Source organism: Glycomyces xiaoerkulensis, assembly GCF_002798405.1.
Lineage (GTDB): Bacteria > Actinomycetota > Actinomycetes > Mycobacteriales > Micromonosporaceae > Glycomyces > Glycomyces xiaoerkulensis.
On record NZ_PGGV01000033.1, the window covers coordinates 195,711 to 213,659 of the forward strand.

The 17,949-nt window shown below is 70.0% G+C and carries 17 protein-coding genes and 1 pseudogene; 16 read left to right on the forward strand and 2 right to left on the reverse strand.

What is annotated here, in order from left to right:
• Positions 1 to 13: 13 nt before the first annotated feature.
• From CUT39_RS14490 to CUT39_RS14500, 3 genes are all read left to right on the forward strand, one after another.
• A complete protein-coding gene (locus CUT39_RS14490) occupies positions 14 to 1,117 on the forward strand; it encodes an adenosine deaminase (protein WP_100447773.1) in 1,104 nt (367 codons plus the stop codon).
• A 9-nt stretch (positions 1,118 to 1,126) separates the two neighbouring features.
• Positions 1,127 to 2,368, forward strand: a complete 1,242-nt coding sequence (locus CUT39_RS14495) for an amidohydrolase family protein (RefSeq protein ID WP_100447775.1) — start codon at positions 1,127 to 1,129, stop codon at positions 2,366 to 2,368.
• Between the two features lie 650 nt (positions 2,369 to 3,018).
• Positions 3,019 to 3,657: a class I SAM-dependent methyltransferase gene (locus CUT39_RS14500; protein WP_100447777.1), complete on the forward strand. Its 639-nt coding sequence runs from the start codon at positions 3,019 to 3,021 to the stop codon at positions 3,655 to 3,657.
• Between the two features lie 75 nt (positions 3,658 to 3,732).
• Here CUT39_RS14500 and CUT39_RS14505 read toward each other — a convergent pair whose 3' ends face one another.
• Positions 3,733 to 4,590 carry a dioxygenase family protein gene (locus tag CUT39_RS14505; protein WP_100447779.1) on the reverse strand — a complete coding sequence of 286 codons (858 nt, stop codon included), beginning with the start codon at positions 4,588 to 4,590 and terminating at the stop codon, positions 3,733 to 3,735.
• An 80-nt stretch (positions 4,591 to 4,670) separates the two neighbouring features.
• On the opposite strand from CUT39_RS14505, the gene CUT39_RS14510 reads away from it, so the two are divergent.
• Positions 4,671 to 5,129 carry a MarR family winged helix-turn-helix transcriptional regulator gene (locus CUT39_RS14510; protein WP_100447781.1) on the forward strand — a complete coding sequence of 153 codons (459 nt, stop codon included), beginning with the start codon at positions 4,671 to 4,673 and terminating at the stop codon, positions 5,127 to 5,129.
• Positions 5,130 to 5,192: 63 nt separating this feature from the next.
• Here the strand turns inward: CUT39_RS14510 and wrbA are convergent, their stop codons facing one another.
• Positions 5,193 to 5,816, reverse strand: a complete 624-nt coding sequence (wrbA, locus tag CUT39_RS14515) for an NAD(P)H:quinone oxidoreductase (protein WP_100447783.1) — start codon at positions 5,814 to 5,816, stop codon at positions 5,193 to 5,195.
• A 414-nt stretch (positions 5,817 to 6,230) separates the two neighbouring features.
• Between wrbA and CUT39_RS14520 the strand changes: the two genes are divergently transcribed.
• The 12 genes and pseudogenes from CUT39_RS14520 to nuoK all read left to right on the forward strand — a co-directional run bounded on the left by CUT39_RS14520 (position 6,231) and on the right by nuoK (position 17,939).
• Positions 6,231 to 7,517, forward strand: a complete 1,287-nt coding sequence (locus CUT39_RS14520) for a geranylgeranyl reductase family protein (protein ID WP_100447785.1) — start codon at positions 6,231 to 6,233, stop codon at positions 7,515 to 7,517.
• Positions 7,518 to 7,521: 4 nt separating this feature from the next.
• Positions 7,522 to 7,881 carry an NADH-quinone oxidoreductase subunit A gene (locus CUT39_RS14525; protein WP_100447787.1) on the forward strand — a complete coding sequence of 120 codons (360 nt, stop codon included), beginning with the start codon at positions 7,522 to 7,524 and terminating at the stop codon, positions 7,879 to 7,881.
• A 2-nt stretch (positions 7,882 to 7,883) separates the two neighbouring features.
• Positions 7,884 to 8,519 carry a NuoB/complex I 20 kDa subunit family protein gene (locus tag CUT39_RS14530; protein ID WP_100447789.1) on the forward strand — a complete coding sequence of 212 codons (636 nt, stop codon included), beginning with the start codon at positions 7,884 to 7,886 and terminating at the stop codon, positions 8,517 to 8,519.
• A complete protein-coding gene (locus CUT39_RS14535; protein WP_100447791.1) occupies positions 8,516 to 9,193 on the forward strand; it encodes an NADH-quinone oxidoreductase subunit C in 678 nt (225 codons plus the stop codon). The genes CUT39_RS14530 and CUT39_RS14535 overlap by 4 nt, the downstream gene beginning before the upstream one ends.
• 29 nt (positions 9,194 to 9,222) lie before the next feature.
• The gene (locus CUT39_RS14540) at positions 9,223 to 10,548 is read left to right on the forward strand and encodes an NADH-quinone oxidoreductase subunit D (RefSeq protein ID WP_408611160.1); all 1,326 of its coding nucleotides are present in this window, start codon (positions 9,223 to 9,225) and stop codon (positions 10,546 to 10,548) included.
• A pseudogene (gene nuoE, locus CUT39_RS14545) lies at positions 10,545 to 11,231 on the forward strand (NADH-quinone oxidoreductase subunit NuoE); the annotation flags it as partial. The gene CUT39_RS14540 and the pseudogene nuoE, both read left to right, overlap by 4 nt.
• Positions 11,232 to 11,248: 17 nt before the next feature.
• Positions 11,249 to 12,568, forward strand: coding sequence for an NADH-quinone oxidoreductase subunit NuoF (gene nuoF, locus CUT39_RS14550; protein ID WP_100447795.1), 1,320 nt, complete (start codon positions 11,249 to 11,251; stop codon positions 12,566 to 12,568).
• 1 nt (position 12,569) lies between these two features.
• The gene (locus CUT39_RS14555; RefSeq protein WP_100447797.1) at positions 12,570 to 15,017 is read left to right on the forward strand and encodes an NADH-quinone oxidoreductase subunit G; all 2,448 of its coding nucleotides are present in this window, start codon (positions 12,570 to 12,572) and stop codon (positions 15,015 to 15,017) included.
• The gene (nuoH, locus tag CUT39_RS14560; RefSeq protein WP_100447799.1) at positions 15,014 to 16,306 is read left to right on the forward strand and encodes an NADH-quinone oxidoreductase subunit NuoH; all 1,293 of its coding nucleotides are present in this window, start codon (positions 15,014 to 15,016) and stop codon (positions 16,304 to 16,306) included. The genes CUT39_RS14555 and nuoH overlap by 4 nt, the downstream gene beginning before the upstream one ends.
• Entirely contained in the window at positions 16,307 to 16,861 is a 555-nt protein-coding gene (gene nuoI / locus CUT39_RS14565; protein ID WP_100447801.1) for an NADH-quinone oxidoreductase subunit NuoI, read from the forward strand.
• Entirely contained in the window at positions 16,858 to 17,643 is a 786-nt protein-coding gene (locus CUT39_RS14570; RefSeq protein ID WP_100447803.1) for an NADH-quinone oxidoreductase subunit J, read from the forward strand. The genes nuoI and CUT39_RS14570 overlap by 4 nt, the downstream gene beginning before the upstream one ends.
• Positions 17,640 to 17,939, forward strand: coding sequence for an NADH-quinone oxidoreductase subunit NuoK (gene nuoK / locus CUT39_RS14575; protein ID WP_100447805.1), 300 nt, complete (start codon positions 17,640 to 17,642; stop codon positions 17,937 to 17,939). Before CUT39_RS14570 ends, nuoK begins: the two co-directional genes overlap by 4 nt.
• The last annotated feature ends 10 nt before the right edge of the window (positions 17,940 to 17,949 follow it).

A 17,949-nucleotide genomic window follows, 5' to 3' on the forward strand; every position in this document is an offset into this window, starting at 1 on the left:
TAACATCCGGGGGATGAATCCCGCAACGCTGACGCGAGACCAGATCCGCCGCGCCCCGAAAGTCCTCCTCCACGAGCATCTCGACGGCGGCCTGCGCCCCGAGACCCTCCTCGAACTGGCCCACGGCATCGGGTACAAGCTGCCGGCCGACACCCCCGAGGCGCTCGCCGACTGGTTCTTCGAAGCCGCCTCCTCCGGCAAGCTCACCGACTACCTGGAGACCTTCAAACACACCCTCGCCGTCAGCCAGACCGCCGAATCCCTGCACCGCATCGCCAGCGAGTCCGCCCAGGACCTGGCCGCCGACGGCGTCGTCTACGCCGAGGTCCGCTACGCGCCCGAGCAGCAGCAGGGCTCCGGCCTCAAACTCGAAGAGGTCGTCGAGGCCAGCCTCGCCGGGTTCGCCGAAGGCATCCGCATCGCCGCCGAATCCGACCGTCACATCCAGATCGGACTCATCCTCTGCGGGATGCGGCACGCCGACCGGGTCAAGGAGATCGCCGAACTCGCCGTCCGCTACCGCGACGACGGCGTCGTCGGCTTCGACATCGCCGGCGGCGAGACCGGCAACCCGCCCACCCGGCACCTGGAGGCCTTCGAGTACCTCCGCGCCGAATCCATGCCGTTCACCATCCACGCCGGCGAATCGGAGGGGCTCCTGTCGGTGTGGGAGGCCGTCCAGCGCTGCGGAACGCTGCGCTTGGGTCACGGCGTCCGGCTCGACGAGGACATCACCCGCACCGGACCCGAACCGGCACTCGGCCCGCTCGCCGCCTGGGTGCGCGACCGCCGGATCGCCCTGGAGATGTGCCCCACCTCGAACCTCCAGACCAAGGCCGCCGAATCCATCGCCTCCCACCCGATCAAGCTGTTCCACGACCTCGGCTTCCGCGTCACGGTCAACACCGACAACCGGCTCATGAGCCGCACCAGCCTCTCCCGCGAGTTCGCGCTCCTGTCGGAGGCATTCGGCTGGGGCTGGAACGAGATCGAGCGGTGCACCGTCAACGCCATGAAGTCCGCGTTCCTGCCCCACCCCGAGCGGCGCCGCCGCATCGAAGAGGTCCTCCGCCCCGCCTACAAGGCGCTTGAGGAGCCGCCGACCGACGCTGAGTAAGCTTCCACCATGCACGTCTACACTGCCCCCGTGGTCGTCCCGATCGCCGGCGATCCCGTCCGCGACGGCGCGGTCGGGGTCGACGACGACGGCCGCATCGCCTACGTCGGCCCCGCCGCCGAGGCCCCCGAGGCCGACGGCACCACCGCCCTCAGCGGCGTCATGACCCCTGGCCTGGTCAACGCCCACACCCACCTGTGCTACACCGGCTACGCCGACATGTACGGCAACGAGAAGGAATTCTTCGAGTGGGTCCAGGAGTTCGCCCGCCGCAACCCCCAGGTCGCCGACGAGGAATGGAAGACCGCCACCCAGGAGGGCATCGACCAGTCGCTGCGCGCCGGCGTCACCGCCGTCGCCGACGTGGTCACACCCCCGGTCGGCTTCGAGGCCCTCCTGGCCTCCGAACTGGCCGGAGTCGCCTACTGGGAGGCCTGCTTCATCGACGACGAGTCCTGGGAGGACCGGCGCAACTCCTGGCGCGAGATCGTCACCGAGACCCGCGCGATCAACAACTCCGACATCGCCGTCGGCATCAGCCCCCACACCCTCTACACGCTCGGCACCGGCGTGGTCAAGAGCCTGGTCGAGTTCGCCCGCACCCTCGACATCCGGCTCCACCCGCACCTGGCCGAGACCGAGCACGAGGACATGTTCGTCCGCAACGGCGCCGGTCCGTTCGCGTTCATGAACCGCCGCATGGGCCTCCGCGTCCAGCTCGGCGACGGCGGCTCCGGCCACTCGCCCGCCGCCCAGATGGCCAAGCTCGACCTCCTCGGCGGCGACTGCCACATCGCCCACGGCGTCCACCTCGACGCCGACGACCGCCGCCTGCTGCGCGAGCAGGGCACGGCCGTCGCCCTCTGCGCCCGCTCCAACGCCCGCCTCGAGTCCGGGGAGGCGCCGGTCGCCGCCCACCGCAAGGAGGGCAACCCGGTCGCGCTCGGCACCGATTCGCGCGCCTCGAGCCCCGACCTCGAAGTCGCCGGCGAATGGCCCGTCCTGCGCAAACTCGCGCTCGCCCAAGGCGACGACGGCGACGGGCTCAACGAATGGCTCGTCCGCGCCGCCACCGAAGGCGGTGCCAGGGCGCTCGGACGGACCGACATCGGCGCCATCAAGGTCGGTGCCCGCGCCGACCTGGCCGTGTTCGCGGTCGACGCCGAAGCCAACCCGTACGCCGCGCTCGTCAGCGAGGCCGCCGGCAACTGCAAGGCCACCGTCGTCGCCGGCAGGCTCATCGAACACTGACGCCCGAGACCTGGATCGGTCGGGGAGCCGCCCCGGCGGCGCCCCGCTATCCCCTGGAGACGGCGGGGCGCGCGTTCGAGTGTGCCGCGCGCCCCGCCGATAACGGCCTCAATGTCGCTTTCGGGCGTGGCAAAAGCCATAGACCATCCCTGAGAGGGCGAATCCGGTGCTCTGCCGAGCGAAACGTGACAGCACGCACACGTAGGTTATCGGATGGGTGCTGTGCGGTAACGGTTCGGTTTCATCGATCGACATCACAGAGCGCCATGCGTCAGTGTGGTCCGTAACGCAGGCCGCGACCACCGCGACTCACACGAGTCGCCGAATCGGGCCCGCGGACCGTCCGACCCGATGACGCGTGGAGGAGAGGTGCCCATGGCGACGTTCACGGCCGTCACACCTCACCATGCCTCCCGACGCGGCGCGCTCCCAGCGTATTCGCAGGGCGACACGCGGCCTTCCCTCTTTCCCCGCTCCCTCAGGCCCGCGTGTGACGCGTAACCATCGCGCGCCCGCTAACCCCTTGATCCGCCGGGGCCCACAACCACAGGGCTCCGGCGGATTTCTTCTGCGCGGTGTGCAAGGGTGAGCGGGTGAGCCAGGCGAACGAACCGAATACACCGCGTAAGGAGCCCGGTCGCATCGCAGCGATGTTCGACCGGGTGGCCCCCCGATACGACCGCACCAACACCGTCATGGTCGCCGGCCAGGACAAGCGCTGGCGGCGCGCCACGCGCGAGGCCCTGACCCTCCAACCGGGCGAGCGCTGCCTCGACCTCGGCGCGGGCACCGGCGTGTCCACCGCCGAACTGGCCGGGTCCGGCGCCGACGTCGTCGGCGCCGACATCTCCCTGGGGATGCTGCGCGAGCACGACGACCGGCAGGTGCCGCTGGTCAACGCCGACGCGCTGCGACTGCCGTTCGCCGACGACACCTTCAACGCGGTCACCGGCACGTTCTTCATCCGCAACGTGATCGACCCCGCCGCCTGCCTGACCGAGATCCTGCGGGTCCTGCAGCCGGGGGGCCGGATGGTGCTGTGCGAGGTGTCCCGCCCGGTCTGGAAGCCCTACCGGGCCGCCCACGGCCTGTTCGTCAAGCACGTGATGCCGCGGGTGGCCGCGCGCGTGAGCTCGGACGCCGAGGCCTACAGGTACCTGGCCGCCTCGACCCTGGAATGGCCCGACCAGGCCGAGTTCGCCGACCGGATCGTGCTGGCAGGGTTCCGCAAGGTCGCCTGGCGCAACCTCGCCGGCGGTGCGGTGGCCCTCCATCGCGGATTCAAGTAGATCCTCGTGCAGAACATTTTCCTGTGGAGGATTGTCCGTCGACGGACAATCCTCCACAGGAAAATGTTCGGTGGATCAGGCGAGTTGGAACGAGCGCTTGGCCATGCCGAACCAGAACCCGTCGATGACCGTCTCGGCCGGCTGCTCGGTCTCGGAGGCGGCCCCGTAGGTCACGAACAGCGGGATGTAGTGGTCAACCGTCGGGTGGGCGTAGGGCATCCCCGGCGCCTGCGACTCGTAGCGGGCCAGGGTGTCGACGTCGCCCGAGGCGAGCGCCTCGGCGGCCCAGTGGTCGAAATCCGACGACCACGACTGCACCCGCTCCGGGCGGCGCCAGTCGACGTAGGGCAGTCCGTGGGTCATGAAGCCCGAGCCGATCACCAGGCAGCCCTCCTCGCGCAGCGGGCGCAGCCGGCGGCCGATCTCCAGCAGCCGGTCCGGGTCCTGGGTGGGCATGGACATCTGCAGCACCGGGACGTCGGCGCCGGGGTACATGACCTTGAGCGGGACCCACGCCCCGTGGTCGAGGCCGCGGGCGGGGTGGCGGTGCACCGGCTCGGTGTCGGGCATGGCCGCGGCGACGCGGTCGGCCAGCGCCGTGGCGTCGGGCGTGGCGTACTGCATCGAGTAGTAGCGGGCGGGGAATCCGCCGAAGTCGTAGACCAGCGGCGTGCCCGGGGCGGGGGAGGAGAGCATGAGCGGGGCCGACTCCCAGTGGGCGCTGACGATGAGGATGCCCTTGGGCCTGGGCAGGCGGTGGGCCCAGGCGAAGAGCCGCTCCATCCACTCGGTTTCGTCGAACAGCGGCGGGGCGCCGTGGCTGAGGTACAGCGCGGGCAGCGGGCCGTCGTCGGGCGTCCATTCGCGGCGCTCGGTCTCGCGCGGCGCGGTGGTCTCGAGGAAGGCGTCGAACGCGGCTCCGGGTGCGGGCATGATCGCTCCAAAAGATTGAACGTTCAACTAATTCTACTCGGAATTCTTGAGACATCAAGTAGTGAAGTTAAGCTGGGGGCATGAGTGACGAGGCGCCCTGGTTGGACGACGCGGAGATGGAGGCATGGTTGGCCGTCATCGGGCTGGTCATGCGGCTGCCGGCCGCGCTGGACGACCAGTTGCGGCGCGAGGCCGGCCTGAGCCACTTCGAGTACGGGGTCCTCGCCTCCCTGGAGCGCGCCGAGGACCGCACCATGCGCATGAGCGACCTGGCCTACCTGTGCAACGGTTCGCTTTCGCGGCTCTCGCACGTGGCCCGCCGGCTCGAGGAGGCCGGGCTCATCGAGCGCTTCCAGTGCCCGACCGACGGCCGCTCGACCCTCGCCAAGCTCACCGAACCGGGCCTGCACCGGCTCGTCGAGGCCGCGCCGGGGCACGTGCGGCTGGTGCGGGAGCTCGTATTCGACGAGCTCGACGAAGGCGAGGTCGCCGAGTTCGGGGCCCTCGCCCGGCGGCTGGTCGACCGCATCAAGACCTGAAGCGCGACGCCCGGCCGCCGAAGGCGGCCGGGCGTCCCCCCTGTGATCCGGTTCGTGCGAGCGCTAGCCGGCCAGGGCGCGCCCGGCCTTGAGGGCCGCGGCCGTGGCGACCACGCGCTCGGTCTGGGCGGCGGCGCCGCTCAGGGTCGTCTCGTCGACCTCGCCGGTGCCGAAGTGGGCCGCGCCGTAGGGCGAGGCGTTGGCGAACAGGGTCTCGTTCGCGTAGCCCGGGGCGACCACGATGCCGCCGAAGTGGTGGAAGGAGTTGTACAGGGCCAGCAGGGTCGACTCGTTGCCGCCGTGCTTGCCGGAGGTGGCGGTGAAGCCCGAGTAGACCTTGTCGGTCAGCAGTCCCTGGAACCACAGCGGGCCGAGCGTGTCGATGAACTGCTTGAGCTGGGCGGAGACGTTGCCGTAGCGGGTCGGCGAGCCCATCATGACCGCGTCGGCCCACAGCATGTCGTCCGGCGTGGCGACCGGCACTTCGGCGATGTCCTTGAGGTTCTCGCCCCATGCCGGGTTGGAGTCGATGGCCTCCTGCGGGGCCAGTTCCTCGGCCCGGCGCAGGCGGACCTCGGCGCCGGCCTTCTCGGCGGACGTGGCGATGTGGCGCGCGAGCTTGGTGACGTTACCGGTGGCGGAGTAGAAGACCACCGAGAGTTTGACGGGTTCGGCAGCAGTGCTCATGGAGTACCTCGTTCATCCAGTGCCGGAGCGGCGTCGGCCGCCCCGAGCCTTTTCGTTCAGATTTGAACAACCGAGATTCACCCTAGCCCGGGGACCGATACGGTTCAAAATTGAACCAATGTGGGGTTCGCCACTATGGCGCCTCGTAGCGAGAGCGGCCGCGGAGGCCGATCGCATCCCTGTCTGTTTCGTCACGGCGCCGCCGTTGCTGGGCAAGGGCTTTCCGGGGTCCCCGAGCGGTGACCCCATGGCACGGCCGTACGCTTCGTGAGCATGCGTAACGCCAACTTAGGCGGACCTAAGTGCGACCGGCCCGATGCCGGAGTTCTAGACTGCTCGCAAAAGCTTGTGAAGCTCTTCACAAGCGGTGGCTCGGTAAGGATGATCACGGCCCCGACGCCTGAGAGGACGCAAGTGACCACGCAATCCACGCCCGATGCCGACGTAATCGTCGTCGGCGCGGGCCCCGGTGGTTCGGCTGCGGCCTACTATCTCGCCCGCCGCGGTCTCGACGTGCTCCTGCTGGAGAAGACCGCGTTCCCGCGGGAGAAGGTCTGCGGCGACGGCCTCACCCCCCGCTCGGTGGCCCAATTGCTCAAGATGGGGATCGACACCTCGCCCGAGGCCGGCTGGACCCGCAACCGCGGCCTGCGGGTGGTCGCCGACGAGACCGTCCTCGAACTCGACTGGCCGGCCCTCCAGAGCTTCCCCGACTACGGACTCACCCGCACCCGCGAGGACTTCGACGACCTGCTGGCCGAGCGCGCGGTCGAGGCCGGCGCCTCGCTCCGGACCGGCGTCCAGGTCACCGCCCCCGAATTCGACGCCGCCGGCCGGGTCTGCGGCGTCACCGGCAAGCACGAGGGCGAGCCCGTCCGCTACCGCGCGCCGCTGGTCATCGCCGCCGACGGCGTCTCCGGCCGCCTGGCGCTCTCCCTGGGCATCAAACGCAACCCCGACCGCCCCATGGGCGTCGCGGTCCGCCAGTACTACAAGTCCCCGGCCAAGCACGCGGACGAATACCTCGAATCCTGGCTGGCCCTGCGCACCGCCGAACGGCCCGAAGAGCTCCAGCCCGGCTACGGGTGGATCTTCGGCCTCGGCGACGGCCGGGTCAACGTCGGCCTCGGCGTGCTCAACTCCTCGGTCGGCTACGGCAAGACCAATTACCGGTCCCTGCTGCGCGACTGGCTCGCCGGCACCCCCGAGGCGTGGGGCCTGCGCGAGGAGTCCGCCGCCGACGGCCCGCCCCGCGGGGCCGCCCTCCCGATGGGCTTCAACCGCGTCCCCCACTACAGCCGGGGCCTGATGCTCGTCGGCGACTCCGGCGGCATGGTCAACCCGTTCAACGGCGAGGGCATCGCCTACGCCCTCGAATCGGCCGACATCGCCGCCGACACCGCCGCCGAGGCGCTGCGGCAGCCCACCGCGCCCCGCCGCGAGGCCGTCCTGCGCCGCTACCCCGAGCGGATGACCGGCCACCTCGGCTCCTACTACCGCATGGGCGAGGTCTTCGTGCGCCTCATCGGCCACCCCGCCGTCATGGCCGCCTGCACCCGCTACGGTCTCCGGAGCCCCGCGCTCATGCGCATCGTGCTGAAACTGCTGGCGAACCTCACCGACTCGCCCGGCGGCGACCTCGCCGACCGGGTCGTCAACGGCCTGCGGGTCGCCACACCCGAATTGGGAAGGAGGGCCTGAGCCGATGGAAGTCTATGTGCCGATCGTCGTGATGTTCGCGATCGGACTCGGGTTCGCACTCGTCTCGGTCGTCGCCTCGCGCATCGCCGGCCCCCGCCGGTTCAACCGGGCCAAGAACGACCCCTACGAATGCGGCATCGAGCCGGCCCCGACCGGCTCCAGCGCCACCAAGTTCCCGGTGAAGTTCTACCTGACCGCGATGCTCTTCATCGTCTTCGACATCGAGATCATCTTCCTCGTGCCGTGGGCGGTCCACCACGACGTGCTCGGGGTCTTCGGGTTCTGGGCGGTCGTCATGTTCATCGGAGCGCTGTTCGTCGCCTACGCCTACGAGTGGCGGCGCGGCGGACTGGACTGGGATTAGCGATGGGAATCGAAGAGAAACTGCCCCAAGGCATCATCCTCACCTCCGTCGAGGCCCTGGTGAACTGGACGCGGAAGGCCTCGATGTGGCCTGCCACGTTCGGCCTGGCCTGCTGCGCGATCGAGATGATGTCCACCGGCGCCGCCCGCTACGACACCGGCCGGTTCGGCATGGAGGTCTTCCGCGCCAGCCCCCGCCAGGCCGACCTGATGATCGTCGCCGGCCGCGTGTCGCAGAAGATGGCGCCGGTCCTGCGGCAGATCTACGACCAGATGGCCGACCCGAAGTGGGTCCTGTCGATGGGCGTGTGCGCCACCAGCGGCGGCATGTTCAACAACTACGCGATCGTCCAGGGCGTCGACCACGTCGTGCCCGTGGACATGTACCTGCCCGGCTGCCCGCCCCGCCCCGAGATGCTCCTCGACGCGATCCTTAAACTCCACGAGAAGGTCCAGCACGAGCCGCTCGGCGAGAAGCGCCGCCAGGAGCTCAAGGACCGGCCCGAGCCCGACATCAAGCCCGGAGAGATGCCCTCCAGCTACCGCTTCGACAAGCAGCGCAGGCAGGAGTGGACCGAGGCCGCCAAGTCCGGCACCCAGGAGCAGCTCCGCATCAGGAAGGCGGTGGTCAAGCCGTGAGCGACTCCACCAGCGACGGCGAGATCCAGCCCGTCGGCCAGGAGGCCCGGGGCCTGTTCGGCGTCTCCGACACCGGCGACACCTCCGGCTTCGGCGGCCTGGTCCGGCGCGACCCGACCGGCGGCCCGGTCGTGTCCACGCCCGAGCCGCTCGGCGGCTACTTCGACGAGATCCTCGCCGCCGTCCGCGAAGGACTCGGCGACGAGGTCGTCCGCGCCGCCGTGGTCGACCGCGACGAGCTGACCATCCACATCGCGCCCGACCGGACCGCCGAGGTCTGCCGGCACATGCGCGACGACGAGAGCCTCAGGTTCGAACTGTGCAACTCCGTCTCCGGGGTCGACTACCCGGCGCAGGGGACCCGGCTGCACGTGGTCTACCACCTGACCTCGATGACCTACCGGCGGCGGGTCCGCCTGGAGACCGCCGTCGGCCTCGACCACCCCGTGGTCGCCAGCGTCACCGAGGTGTACCCGACCGCCGACTGGCAGGAGCGCGAGGTCTACGACATGTTCGGCGTGGTCTTCGAAGGCCACCCGCACCTGACCCGCATCCTCATGCCCGACGACTGGGAGGGCTACCCCCAGCGCAAGGACTACCCGCTCGGCGGCATCTCCGTCGAGTACAAGGGCGCGCATATTCCGCCTCCGGACGAGAGGAGGGCCTACAAGTGACCGCCACCGACAACGCCGAATCCCACGACATCTTCGCCGCCGAGGACGCCTACGCGGCCGAGCGCGAGACCACCGAGGGCAAGGTCTACACCGTCACCGGCGGCGACTGGGACGAAATGGTGGCCGCGGTCGACCCGGTCAACGACGAGCGCATCATCGTCAACCTCGGCCCGCAGCACCCTTCCACGCACGGCGTGCTCCGCCTCGTCTGCGAGATGGAGGGCGAGACCGTCCGGTCCATCCGGCCGGTCATCGGCTACCTGCACACCGGCATCGAGAAGAACCTCGAATACCGCACCTGGACCCAGGGCTGCACGTTCGTGACCCGCGCCGACTACCTGGCGCCGATCTTCAACGAGACCGGCTACTGCCTCGGCGTCGAGAAGCTCCTCGACATCGAGGTCCCCGAGCGCGCCAACGTGCTCCGCGTGATCATGATGGAGCTCAACCGCATCTCCAGCCACCTGGTCGCCCTGGCTACCGCCGGCATGGAGCTCGGGGCGCTGTCGATGATGATCTACGGCTTCCGGGACCGCGAGCGGGTCCTCGACCTGTTCGAGGCCGTCTCCGGCCTGCGCATGAACATGGCCTACATCCGCCCCGGCGGGGTCGCCCAGGACATCTCCGAGGACGCGATCCGGATGATCCGCGACTTCGTCGAGTACATGCCCAAGGGCCTGGACGACTACGAGGGCCTGCTCACCGGCAACGCCATCTGGCAGGAGCGCACCCAGGGCGTCGCCTACCTCGACGTCTCCGGCTGCCTCGCACTCGGCGTCACCGGACCGGTGCTGCGCTCGGCCGGCCTCGGCTGGGACCTGCGCAAGACCATGCCCTACTGCGGCTACGAGGACTACGAGTTCGACGTGCCGACCCGCACCGGCGCCGACGCCTGGTCCCGCTACCTGATCCGGATCGAGGAGATCCGCCAGAGCCTGCGCATCATCACCCAGGGCCTGGACCGGCTCGAGCCCGGCCCGGTCATGGTCGAGGACAAGAAGATCGCCTGGCCCGCCCAGCTCGCGCTCGGATCCGACGGCATGGGCAACAGCCTCAACCACATCCGGCACATCATGAGCCAGTCGATGGAAGCGCTCATCCACCACTTCAAGCTCGTCACCGAGGGCTTCCGAGTCCCGGCCGGGCAGGCGTACACCGCCATCGAGGCCCCTCGCGGCGAGCTGGGCACGCACGTCGTATCCGACGGCGGCACCCGGCCGTTCCGCGTCCACATGCGCGACCCGTCCTTCGTCAACCTCCAGGCGCTTCCGGCCATCGCCGAGGGCGGCCTGCTGGCCGACGTCATCGCGGGCGGCGCCTCATTCGACCCGGTCATGGGAGGCTGCGACCGATGAGCTATCCGGAGAAGATCCACCAGCAGGCCGAGGCCGTCATCGCCCGCTACCCCGAGGGCCGGTCCCGCTCGGCGCTGCTGCCGCTGCTGCACCTGGTGCAGTCCCACGACGGCTACGTCTCCGAGGAGGGCATCGCCTTCTGCGCCGAGATCCTGGACATCACCAAGGCCCAGGTGATGGCGGTGTCGACCTTCTACACCATGTACAAGCGCGAACCGACCGGCGACTGGCTGGTGAGCGTGTGCACCAACACCCTCTGCCACGCCAAGGGCGGGCAGCGGGTCTACGACGCCCTCTCCGAGGAGCTCGACGTCGGCCACGACGAGACCACCGTGGACGGCACGATCACCCTCGAGCACGCCGAATGCCTCGCCGCCTGCGACTACGCGCCGGTGGTGACGGTGAACTACGAATTCTTCGACGACATGGACGAGACCGCCGCGCTCGACCTGGTGCGCCAGCTCAAGGAGGGCAAGCGGCCCATCCCCTCCCGGGGCGCCCCGCTGTGCACCCTCCGCGAGATGTCGGTGCAACTGGCCGGGTTCGAAGACGAACGGCAGGCGGCCCTGGAGGGCAACGCCCAGGGCGAGGCCACCCTCGCCGGAAACCGGCTGGCGGCCGAGGCCGGCATCACCGCGCCGCAGTTCGATCCGGACACGCCGCTGGTCGAAACCGAGGAAGCGAAGTGAGGCGAGCAACCGTGCCAGCACCGTCACGCCCCCGCGAAGACGTCCTCTCCAAGCTCACGCCCGTGGTGACCAAGCGCTGGCTCTCCCCGGGCGCCTGGAAGCTCGACGTCTACGAGCAGCTCGACGGCTACAAGGCGCTGCGCAAAGCCCTGCGCCACGAGCCGTCCGAGCTGGTCGCATTCATGAAGGAGTCCGGCCACCGCGGCCGCGGCGGCGCCGGCTTCCCGGTCGGCATGAAATGGCAGTTCGTCCCCGACGACGGCAACGAGCACTACCTGGTGGTCAACGCCGACGAGGGCGAGCCGGGCACCTGCAAGGACCTGCCGCTGATGATGAACGACCCGCACTCGGTCATCGAGGGCGTCGCCATCGCCTCCTACGCCATCAAGGCCGACCGCGCGTTCGTGTACGTGCGCGGCGAGGCCGTCCACGCCGCCCGCCGCCTCCGCCAGGCCGTCCGCGAGGCCGAGGAGGTCGGCTACCTCGGCAAGGACATCCTCGGCTCCGGCTTCAACCTCGAGGTGGTCATCCACTCCGGGGCCGGCGCCTACATCTGCGGCGAGGAGACGGCCCTGCTCGACTCCCTCGAAGGCCTGCGCGGCCAGCCGCGGCTGCGCCCGCCGTTCCCGGCCACCCACGGGCTCTACCAGAAACCGAGCTGCATCAACAACGTCGGCACCATCGCCGCGGTCCCGCACATCGTGCTCGGCGGCGCCGAATGGTGGAAGTCGCTGGGCTCGGAGAACGCCGCGGGCACGATGATCTACTCCGTGTCCGGACGGGTCAAGCACCCCGGCCAGTACGAATGCGCCCTGGGCACCACCCTGAGCGAACTGATCGAGCTGGCCGGCGGCATGGAGGACGGGCACGAGCTGCGCTACTTCACCCCCGGCGGGTCGTCGACGCCGCTGCTGACCGACGAGCACAAGGACGTCCCGCTCGACTTCGACAACGTCTCCAAGGCCGGCTCGATCCTCGGCACCACGGCGATCATGGTCTTCTCCGACCAGGACTGCCCGGTGCTCGCCTGCTGGCGCTGGATGAAGTTCTACCAGCACGAATCGTGCGGCAAATGCACCCCGTGCCGCGAGGGCAACTACTGGATGGTCCGGGTCTACGAGCGGATCCTCTCCGGCAACGGCGCCGAGAAGGACCTCAAGCTGCTCGAAGACGCCTGCGGCAACCTGCTGGGCCGCGCCTTCTGCGGCCTGGGCGACGGCGCCGCCTCCAGCGTCACCTCCAGCCTGAAGTTCTTCCGGCAGGACTACCTCGACTACATCGAGGGCAACAAGCGGCCGCTGTTCGACGCCGAGAAGATCGGAGCGCACTGACATGACTGACCAGGTCACGTTCACCATCGACGGCGTCGAGCTCACCGTCCCCAAGGGCACCCTGCTGATCCGGGCCGCCGAGCAGCTCGGCATCGAGATCCCCCGCTTCTGCGACCACCCGCTGCTGGAGCCGGCCGGGGCCTGCCGGCAGTGCCTGGTCGAGGTCCCCGACATGGGCAACGGCCGCGGCATGCCCAAGCCGGCCGCCTCCTGCACCACCACGGCGATGGAGGGCATGGTCGTCAAGACCCAGCACTCCAGCGAGATCGCGCGCCAGGCCCAAGAGGGGATCATGGAGTTCCTCCTGATCAACCACCCCCTCGACTGCCCCATCTGCGACAAGGGCGGCGAATGCCCCCTGCAGAACCAGGCGATGAGCACCGGTCGCACCGAGACCCGCATGGAGTCCGACGACAAGCGGACCTACAAGAAGGCCCTGCCCATCTCCTCCCAGGTGCTGCTCGACCGCGAGCGCTGCGTGCTGTGCGCCCGCTGCACCCGCTTCTCCGACGAGATCGCCGGCGACCCGTTCATCGAACTGATGGAGCGCTCCGACCTCGAGCAGGTCGGCGTCTACGAGGACGAGCCGTTCGAGTCCTACTTCTCGGGCAACACCGTCCAGATCTGCCCGGTCGGCGCCCTCACCGGCACCCAGTACCGGTTCCGGTCCCGCCCGTTCGACCTCGTCTCCAGCCCCAGCGTCTGCGAGCACTGCTCCGCCGGCTGCTCCCAGCGCTCGGACCACCGCCGCGGCAAGGTCCTGCGCCGCCTGGCCGGCAACGACCCGGCGGTCAACGAGGAGTGGAACTGCGACAAGGGCCGCTGGGCGATGAACTACGTCGACTCGGCCGACCGCATCACCAAACCGCTGGTGAGAGAGGAGGACGGCTCCCTCCGCGAGGCCGCCTGGCCCGAGGCGCTGCGCCGCGCCGCGGCCGGCCTGCGCGAGGCAGCCGGCGGCGTCGGGGTCCTGCCCGGCGGGCGCCTCACCGTCGAAGACGCCTACGCCTACTCCAAGTTCGCGCGCGTCGCCCTCGGCACCAACGACATCGACTTCCGCTCCCGGCCGCACTCGACCGAGGAGGCCGAGTTCCTCGCCCACAGCGTCGCCGGGGTCTACCCCTCCTCGGGCGCGGTCACCTACGAGGACCTCGAGAAGGCCCCCACCGTCCTGATCGCCGGCCTCGAAGTCGAAGAGGAATGCCCGATCGCATTCCTGCGCCTGCGCAAGGCCGTCCGCAAATCCGGCCAGCGCGTCCACGTGCTCGCCCCCTTCGCCACCCGCGGCACCCGCAAGCTCTCCGCGAACCTCATCGAAGGGCTGCCCGGCGAAGAGGCCGACCTGCTCGACTCCTGGCGGGACGGCGGCGTCGTCCACGACGCGATGTCCGAAGAGGGCGCGGTCATCCTCGTCGGCGAGCGCCTCGCCACCGTCGAAGGCGCCTTCAGCGCCGTGGTGCGGCTCGCCCAGGCCACCGGCGCGCGGATCGCCTGGGTCCCGCGCCGCGCCGGCGACCGCGGCGCGGTCGAGACCGGCTGCCTCCCCGGCCTGCTGCCCGGCGGCGGCCAGGCCGGCTACGGCGAGGACCGCGAGCAGCTCGCCCGGTACTGGGGCGTCGACGACCTGCCCGAACGGGACGGCCGCCCCGCCTGGGAGATCCTGCGGGCCGCCGCCGACGGCGAACTCGACGCGCTCCTGATCGGCGGCGTCGACCCCTACGACTTCGCCAACGCGCCCGCGGTCGAGGCCGCCCTGTACGCCGCCCGGTTCGTCGTCTCGCTCGAACTGCGGCACTCGGCGGTCACGCGCGTAGCCGACGTGATCCTCCCGGTCGCGCCCGTCACCGACAAGGCCGGCGCCTACTTCGACTGGGAGGGCCGCCTGCGAACCTTTGACAACGTCCTCGACTCCGAGCTGATGAGCGACCACCGCGTCCTCGACGTCCTCGCGCAGGGCATGGACACCGACCTCGGCCTCGGCGACACCCGCGAGGTCCGCGGCGAACTGGCCGGGCTGCCCGACCCGGTCGCCCGCCAGCCCGCCCCCGACCTGCGGCCCGACCGCCCCGCCGCGGCCCCCGGCGAGGGCAAGGCCGTCCTGGCCACCTGGCGGCAGTTGCTCGACGGCGGCTCCCTCCAGGAGAACAACCAGCACCTGGCCGACTGCGCCCCCGACCCGGTCGTGCGCCTGTCGGCGGCGACCGCGAAGTCCATCGGCGCGGCCGAAGGGGCCGGGGTGACCGTGTCGACCGCGATCGGCGGCATCACCCTGCCGCTGGCCACCACCGACATGCCCGAAGGCGTGGTGTGGCTGCCGACCAACGCCCCCGGGCGCGGCATCTTCCGCAACCTCGGCGCCCACGCCGGGGACGTGGTCGCCATCCGCGCCTATCCGAACGTGCCGCGCCCCGCCGGCGGCGACGACGACCTGGAGGCGGTCAAACGATGAACGATCCTTTCTGGCTCATCGCGATCAAGGGCACGCTGCTGTTCGTGGTGCTGGTCCTGCTGGTGCTGTTCAGCATCTGGTTCGAGCGCCGCGTCGTGGCGGTCATGCAGGTGCGGCCCGGCCCGAACCGCAACGGGCCGTTCGGGCTCCTGCAGTCCCTCGCCGACGGCCTGAAGCTCGCGTTCAAGGAGGACACCACCCCGCGCACCGCCGACCGGTGGGTCTACCTCCTGGCGCCGGTCATCGCCGTCACCTGCGCGTTCACCGCGTTCGCGGTCATCCCGTTCGGACCCGAGGTCACCATGTTCGGCCGCGAGACGATGCTGCAGTTGACCGACTTCGAAGTGAGCGTCCTGCTGGTCCTGGCGACCTCCGCGCTCGGCGTCTACGGCCTCGTCCTCGCCGGATGGTCCTCGGGCTCCTCGTACTCCCTGCTCGGCTCGCTGCGCGCGGCCGCGCAGGTCATCTCCTACGAGATCGCCCTCGCCCTGGCGGTGCTGGCGGTGTTCTTCCAGTCCCAGCTCATGTCCACCGGCGCGATCGTCGAGGCCCAGGCCGAACCGGTCGACATGAACTTCTTCGGCGCCGAAGTGGCCCTGCCCGGCTGGTACTTCCTGGTCCTGTTCCCCAGCTTCGTCATCTTCGTGATCGCCATGGTCGGGGAGACCAACCGCGCCCCGTTCGACCTGCCCGAGGCCGAGTCCGAACTGGTCTCCGGCTTCGCCACCGAGTACTCCAGCCTCAAGTACGCCTCGTTCTTCCTGGCCGAGTACGTCAACATGGTCGCCATGTCCGCCCTGTGCGTGACGCTGTTCCTCGGCGGATGGGCGGCGCCCTTCCCCGACTCCTGGTGGCCGGCGGCCAACGAGGGCTGGCTGCCGCTGGTCTGGTTCTTCGGCAAGGTCATCGCGTTCATGTTCGTCTACGTGTGGCTGCGCGGCACCCTCCCGCGGTTCCGCTACGACCAGTTCATGCGCCTGGGCTGGAAGGTCCTGGTCCCGGCCAGCCTGATCTGGATCCTGGCCCTGGCCGCGATCAACCTCGGCATCGTCGCCGAGGAGCAGTCCACCCGCATCGCCCTGATCGGCGGCGCGCTCGTCCTGGTGGTCGCCGCCTTCATGTTCTGGCCCAGCCGCAAGCCCTACGAACCGCCGGCAGAGCCCGACGCCGGGCTCGGCGGCTACCCCGTCCCGCCGCTCGACCTCAGCGTGCCGCCCAACCCGCGCTCGCTCACCGAGCTCGAGCAGCGCGATCCCACTCCCGCCGTAGAAGGGAAGGAGGAGGACTAGATGTCCATGGCAAAAGGCTTCGGCGTCACCTTCCGCCACATGTTCAAGCCCAAGGTGACGGTCAAGTACCCCGAGGAACCGCCGAAGGTGCAGGGCCGCTTCCACGGCCGGCACGTCCTCAACCGGCACCCCGACGGGCTGGAGAAGTGCATCGGCTGCGAGCTGTGCGCCTGGGCGTGCCCCGCCGACGCGATCTACGTCGAGGGCGCCGAGAACACCGAGGCCGAACGCTACTCGCCCGGCGAGCGGTACGCCAAGATCTACCAGATCAACTACGCCCGCTGCATCTTCTGCGGACTGTGCATCGAGGCCTGCCCCACCCGCTCGCTCACCATGAGCAACGAGTACGAGCTCGCCCGCGACGACCGCCGCGACCTCATCTTCACCAAAGAGGAGCTCCTCTCGCCGCTCAGCGACGACATGGAGCAGCCGCCGCACCCGATGCGCATGGGGGACTCGGAGAAGGACTACTACCAGTCCGGCCCCGACAACCCCGGCGACAGCGCCGGCGCCGAGTTCTCCCTCACCGAGATGCTGCAGAGGAGAGACCAGTGATCGCCGACCTCGCACAGTCGGTCTCCACCGGTGAGGCCGTCGCGTTCTGGATCCTCGCGCCGCTCGCCCTGATCGGCGCCGTCGGCCTGGTCATGGCCAGGTCGGCGATCCACGGGGCCCTCATGCTCGCGCTCACCATGATCTGCCTGGCCGTCTTCTACATCATGCAGTCGGCCCCGTTCCTCGGGTTCGTGCAGATCATGGTCTACACCGGCGCGATCATGATGCTGTTCCTGTTCGTGCTCATGCTGTTCGGGCGCGACTCGCGCGACTCGATGTTCGAGACCCTGCGCGGCCAGCGGTTCTTCGCCGCCGTCCTCGCCATCGGCCTGGTCGGCCTCCTCGCCGCCGGCCTCGGCCACGCCGTCACCGGCCTCACCATCGCCGACGGCCCCCCGACCGCCACCGGCGCCGCGGCCGGCGACTCCAACGTCGCCGCGATCGCCGAGAGCCTGTTCACCACCTACATCTTCCCGTTCGAAGTGGTCTCGGGCGTCCTCACCGTCGCCGCGGTCGGCGCGCTCATGTTCGCCCACGTCGCCCGCAAGGGCGCGGCGCGCGGCCAGAAGGAGGCCAGCCGCGAGCGGTTCGCGCCCGGCAACTACCCCGGACCCCGCCCGGGGCCCGGCGTGTTCGCCACCTCCGACTCGACCGCGACGCCCGCGCTGCTGCCCGACGGCTCGATCGCCGGCGAAAGCCTCTCCGAGCACGTCCCGGCCCGGGAACTCACCGCCGCCGAGACCGCGCCCAAACACACCGAAGGTAAGGACCTCCACCGATGAGCCCGGAGTACTACCTCATACTCGCCGCCGCGCTGTTCTGCATCGGCGCCATCGGCGTCCTGCTGCGGCGCAACTCCATCGTCGTGTTCATGTGCGTCGAGCTGATGCTCAACGCCGGCAACCTGACGCTGGTGACCTTCGCCCGCACCACCGGCACCATCGACGGACAGGTCATGGCGTTCTTCGTCATGGCCATCGCCGCCGCCGAAGTCGTGGTCGGCCTGGCGATCATCATGGCGATCTACCGCTCCCGCCGCTCGGCCTCGGTCGACGACGCGAACCTCCTGAAGGCCTAGAGGGGACCCA

Bases quoted from the DNA above. Each gene is read 5' to 3' on its own strand.
- CUT39_RS14495 (WP_100447775.1), top strand. From the start codon at position 1,127: ATGCACGTCTACACTGCCCCCGTGGTCGTCCCGATCGCCGGCGATCCC.
- wrbA (WP_100447783.1), bottom strand. From the start codon at position 5,816: ATGAGCACTGCTGCCGAACCCGTCAAACTCTCGGTGGTCTTCTACTCC.
- CUT39_RS14525 (WP_100447787.1), top strand. From the start codon at position 7,522: ATGGAAGTCTATGTGCCGATCGTCGTGATGTTCGCGATCGGACTCGGG.
- nuoH (WP_100447799.1), top strand. From the start codon at position 15,014: ATGAACGATCCTTTCTGGCTCATCGCGATCAAGGGCACGCTGCTGTTC.
- CUT39_RS14500 (WP_100447777.1), top strand. From the start codon at position 3,019: ATGTTCGACCGGGTGGCCCCCCGATACGACCGCACCAACACCGTCATG.
- nuoK (WP_100447805.1), top strand. From the start codon at position 17,640: ATGAGCCCGGAGTACTACCTCATACTCGCCGCCGCGCTGTTCTGCATC.
- CUT39_RS14530 (WP_100447789.1), top strand. From the start codon at position 7,884: ATGGGAATCGAAGAGAAACTGCCCCAAGGCATCATCCTCACCTCCGTC.
- CUT39_RS14505 (WP_100447779.1), bottom strand. From the start codon at position 4,590: ATGCCCGCACCCGGAGCCGCGTTCGACGCCTTCCTCGAGACCACCGCG.
- CUT39_RS14510 (WP_100447781.1), top strand. From the start codon at position 4,671: ATGAGTGACGAGGCGCCCTGGTTGGACGACGCGGAGATGGAGGCATGG.
- nuoI (WP_100447801.1), top strand. From the start codon at position 16,307: ATGTCCATGGCAAAAGGCTTCGGCGTCACCTTCCGCCACATGTTCAAG.
- CUT39_RS14490 (WP_100447773.1), top strand. From the start codon at position 14: ATGAATCCCGCAACGCTGACGCGAGACCAGATCCGCCGCGCCCCGAAA.
- CUT39_RS14555 (WP_100447797.1), top strand. From the start codon at position 12,570: ATGACTGACCAGGTCACGTTCACCATCGACGGCGTCGAGCTCACCGTC.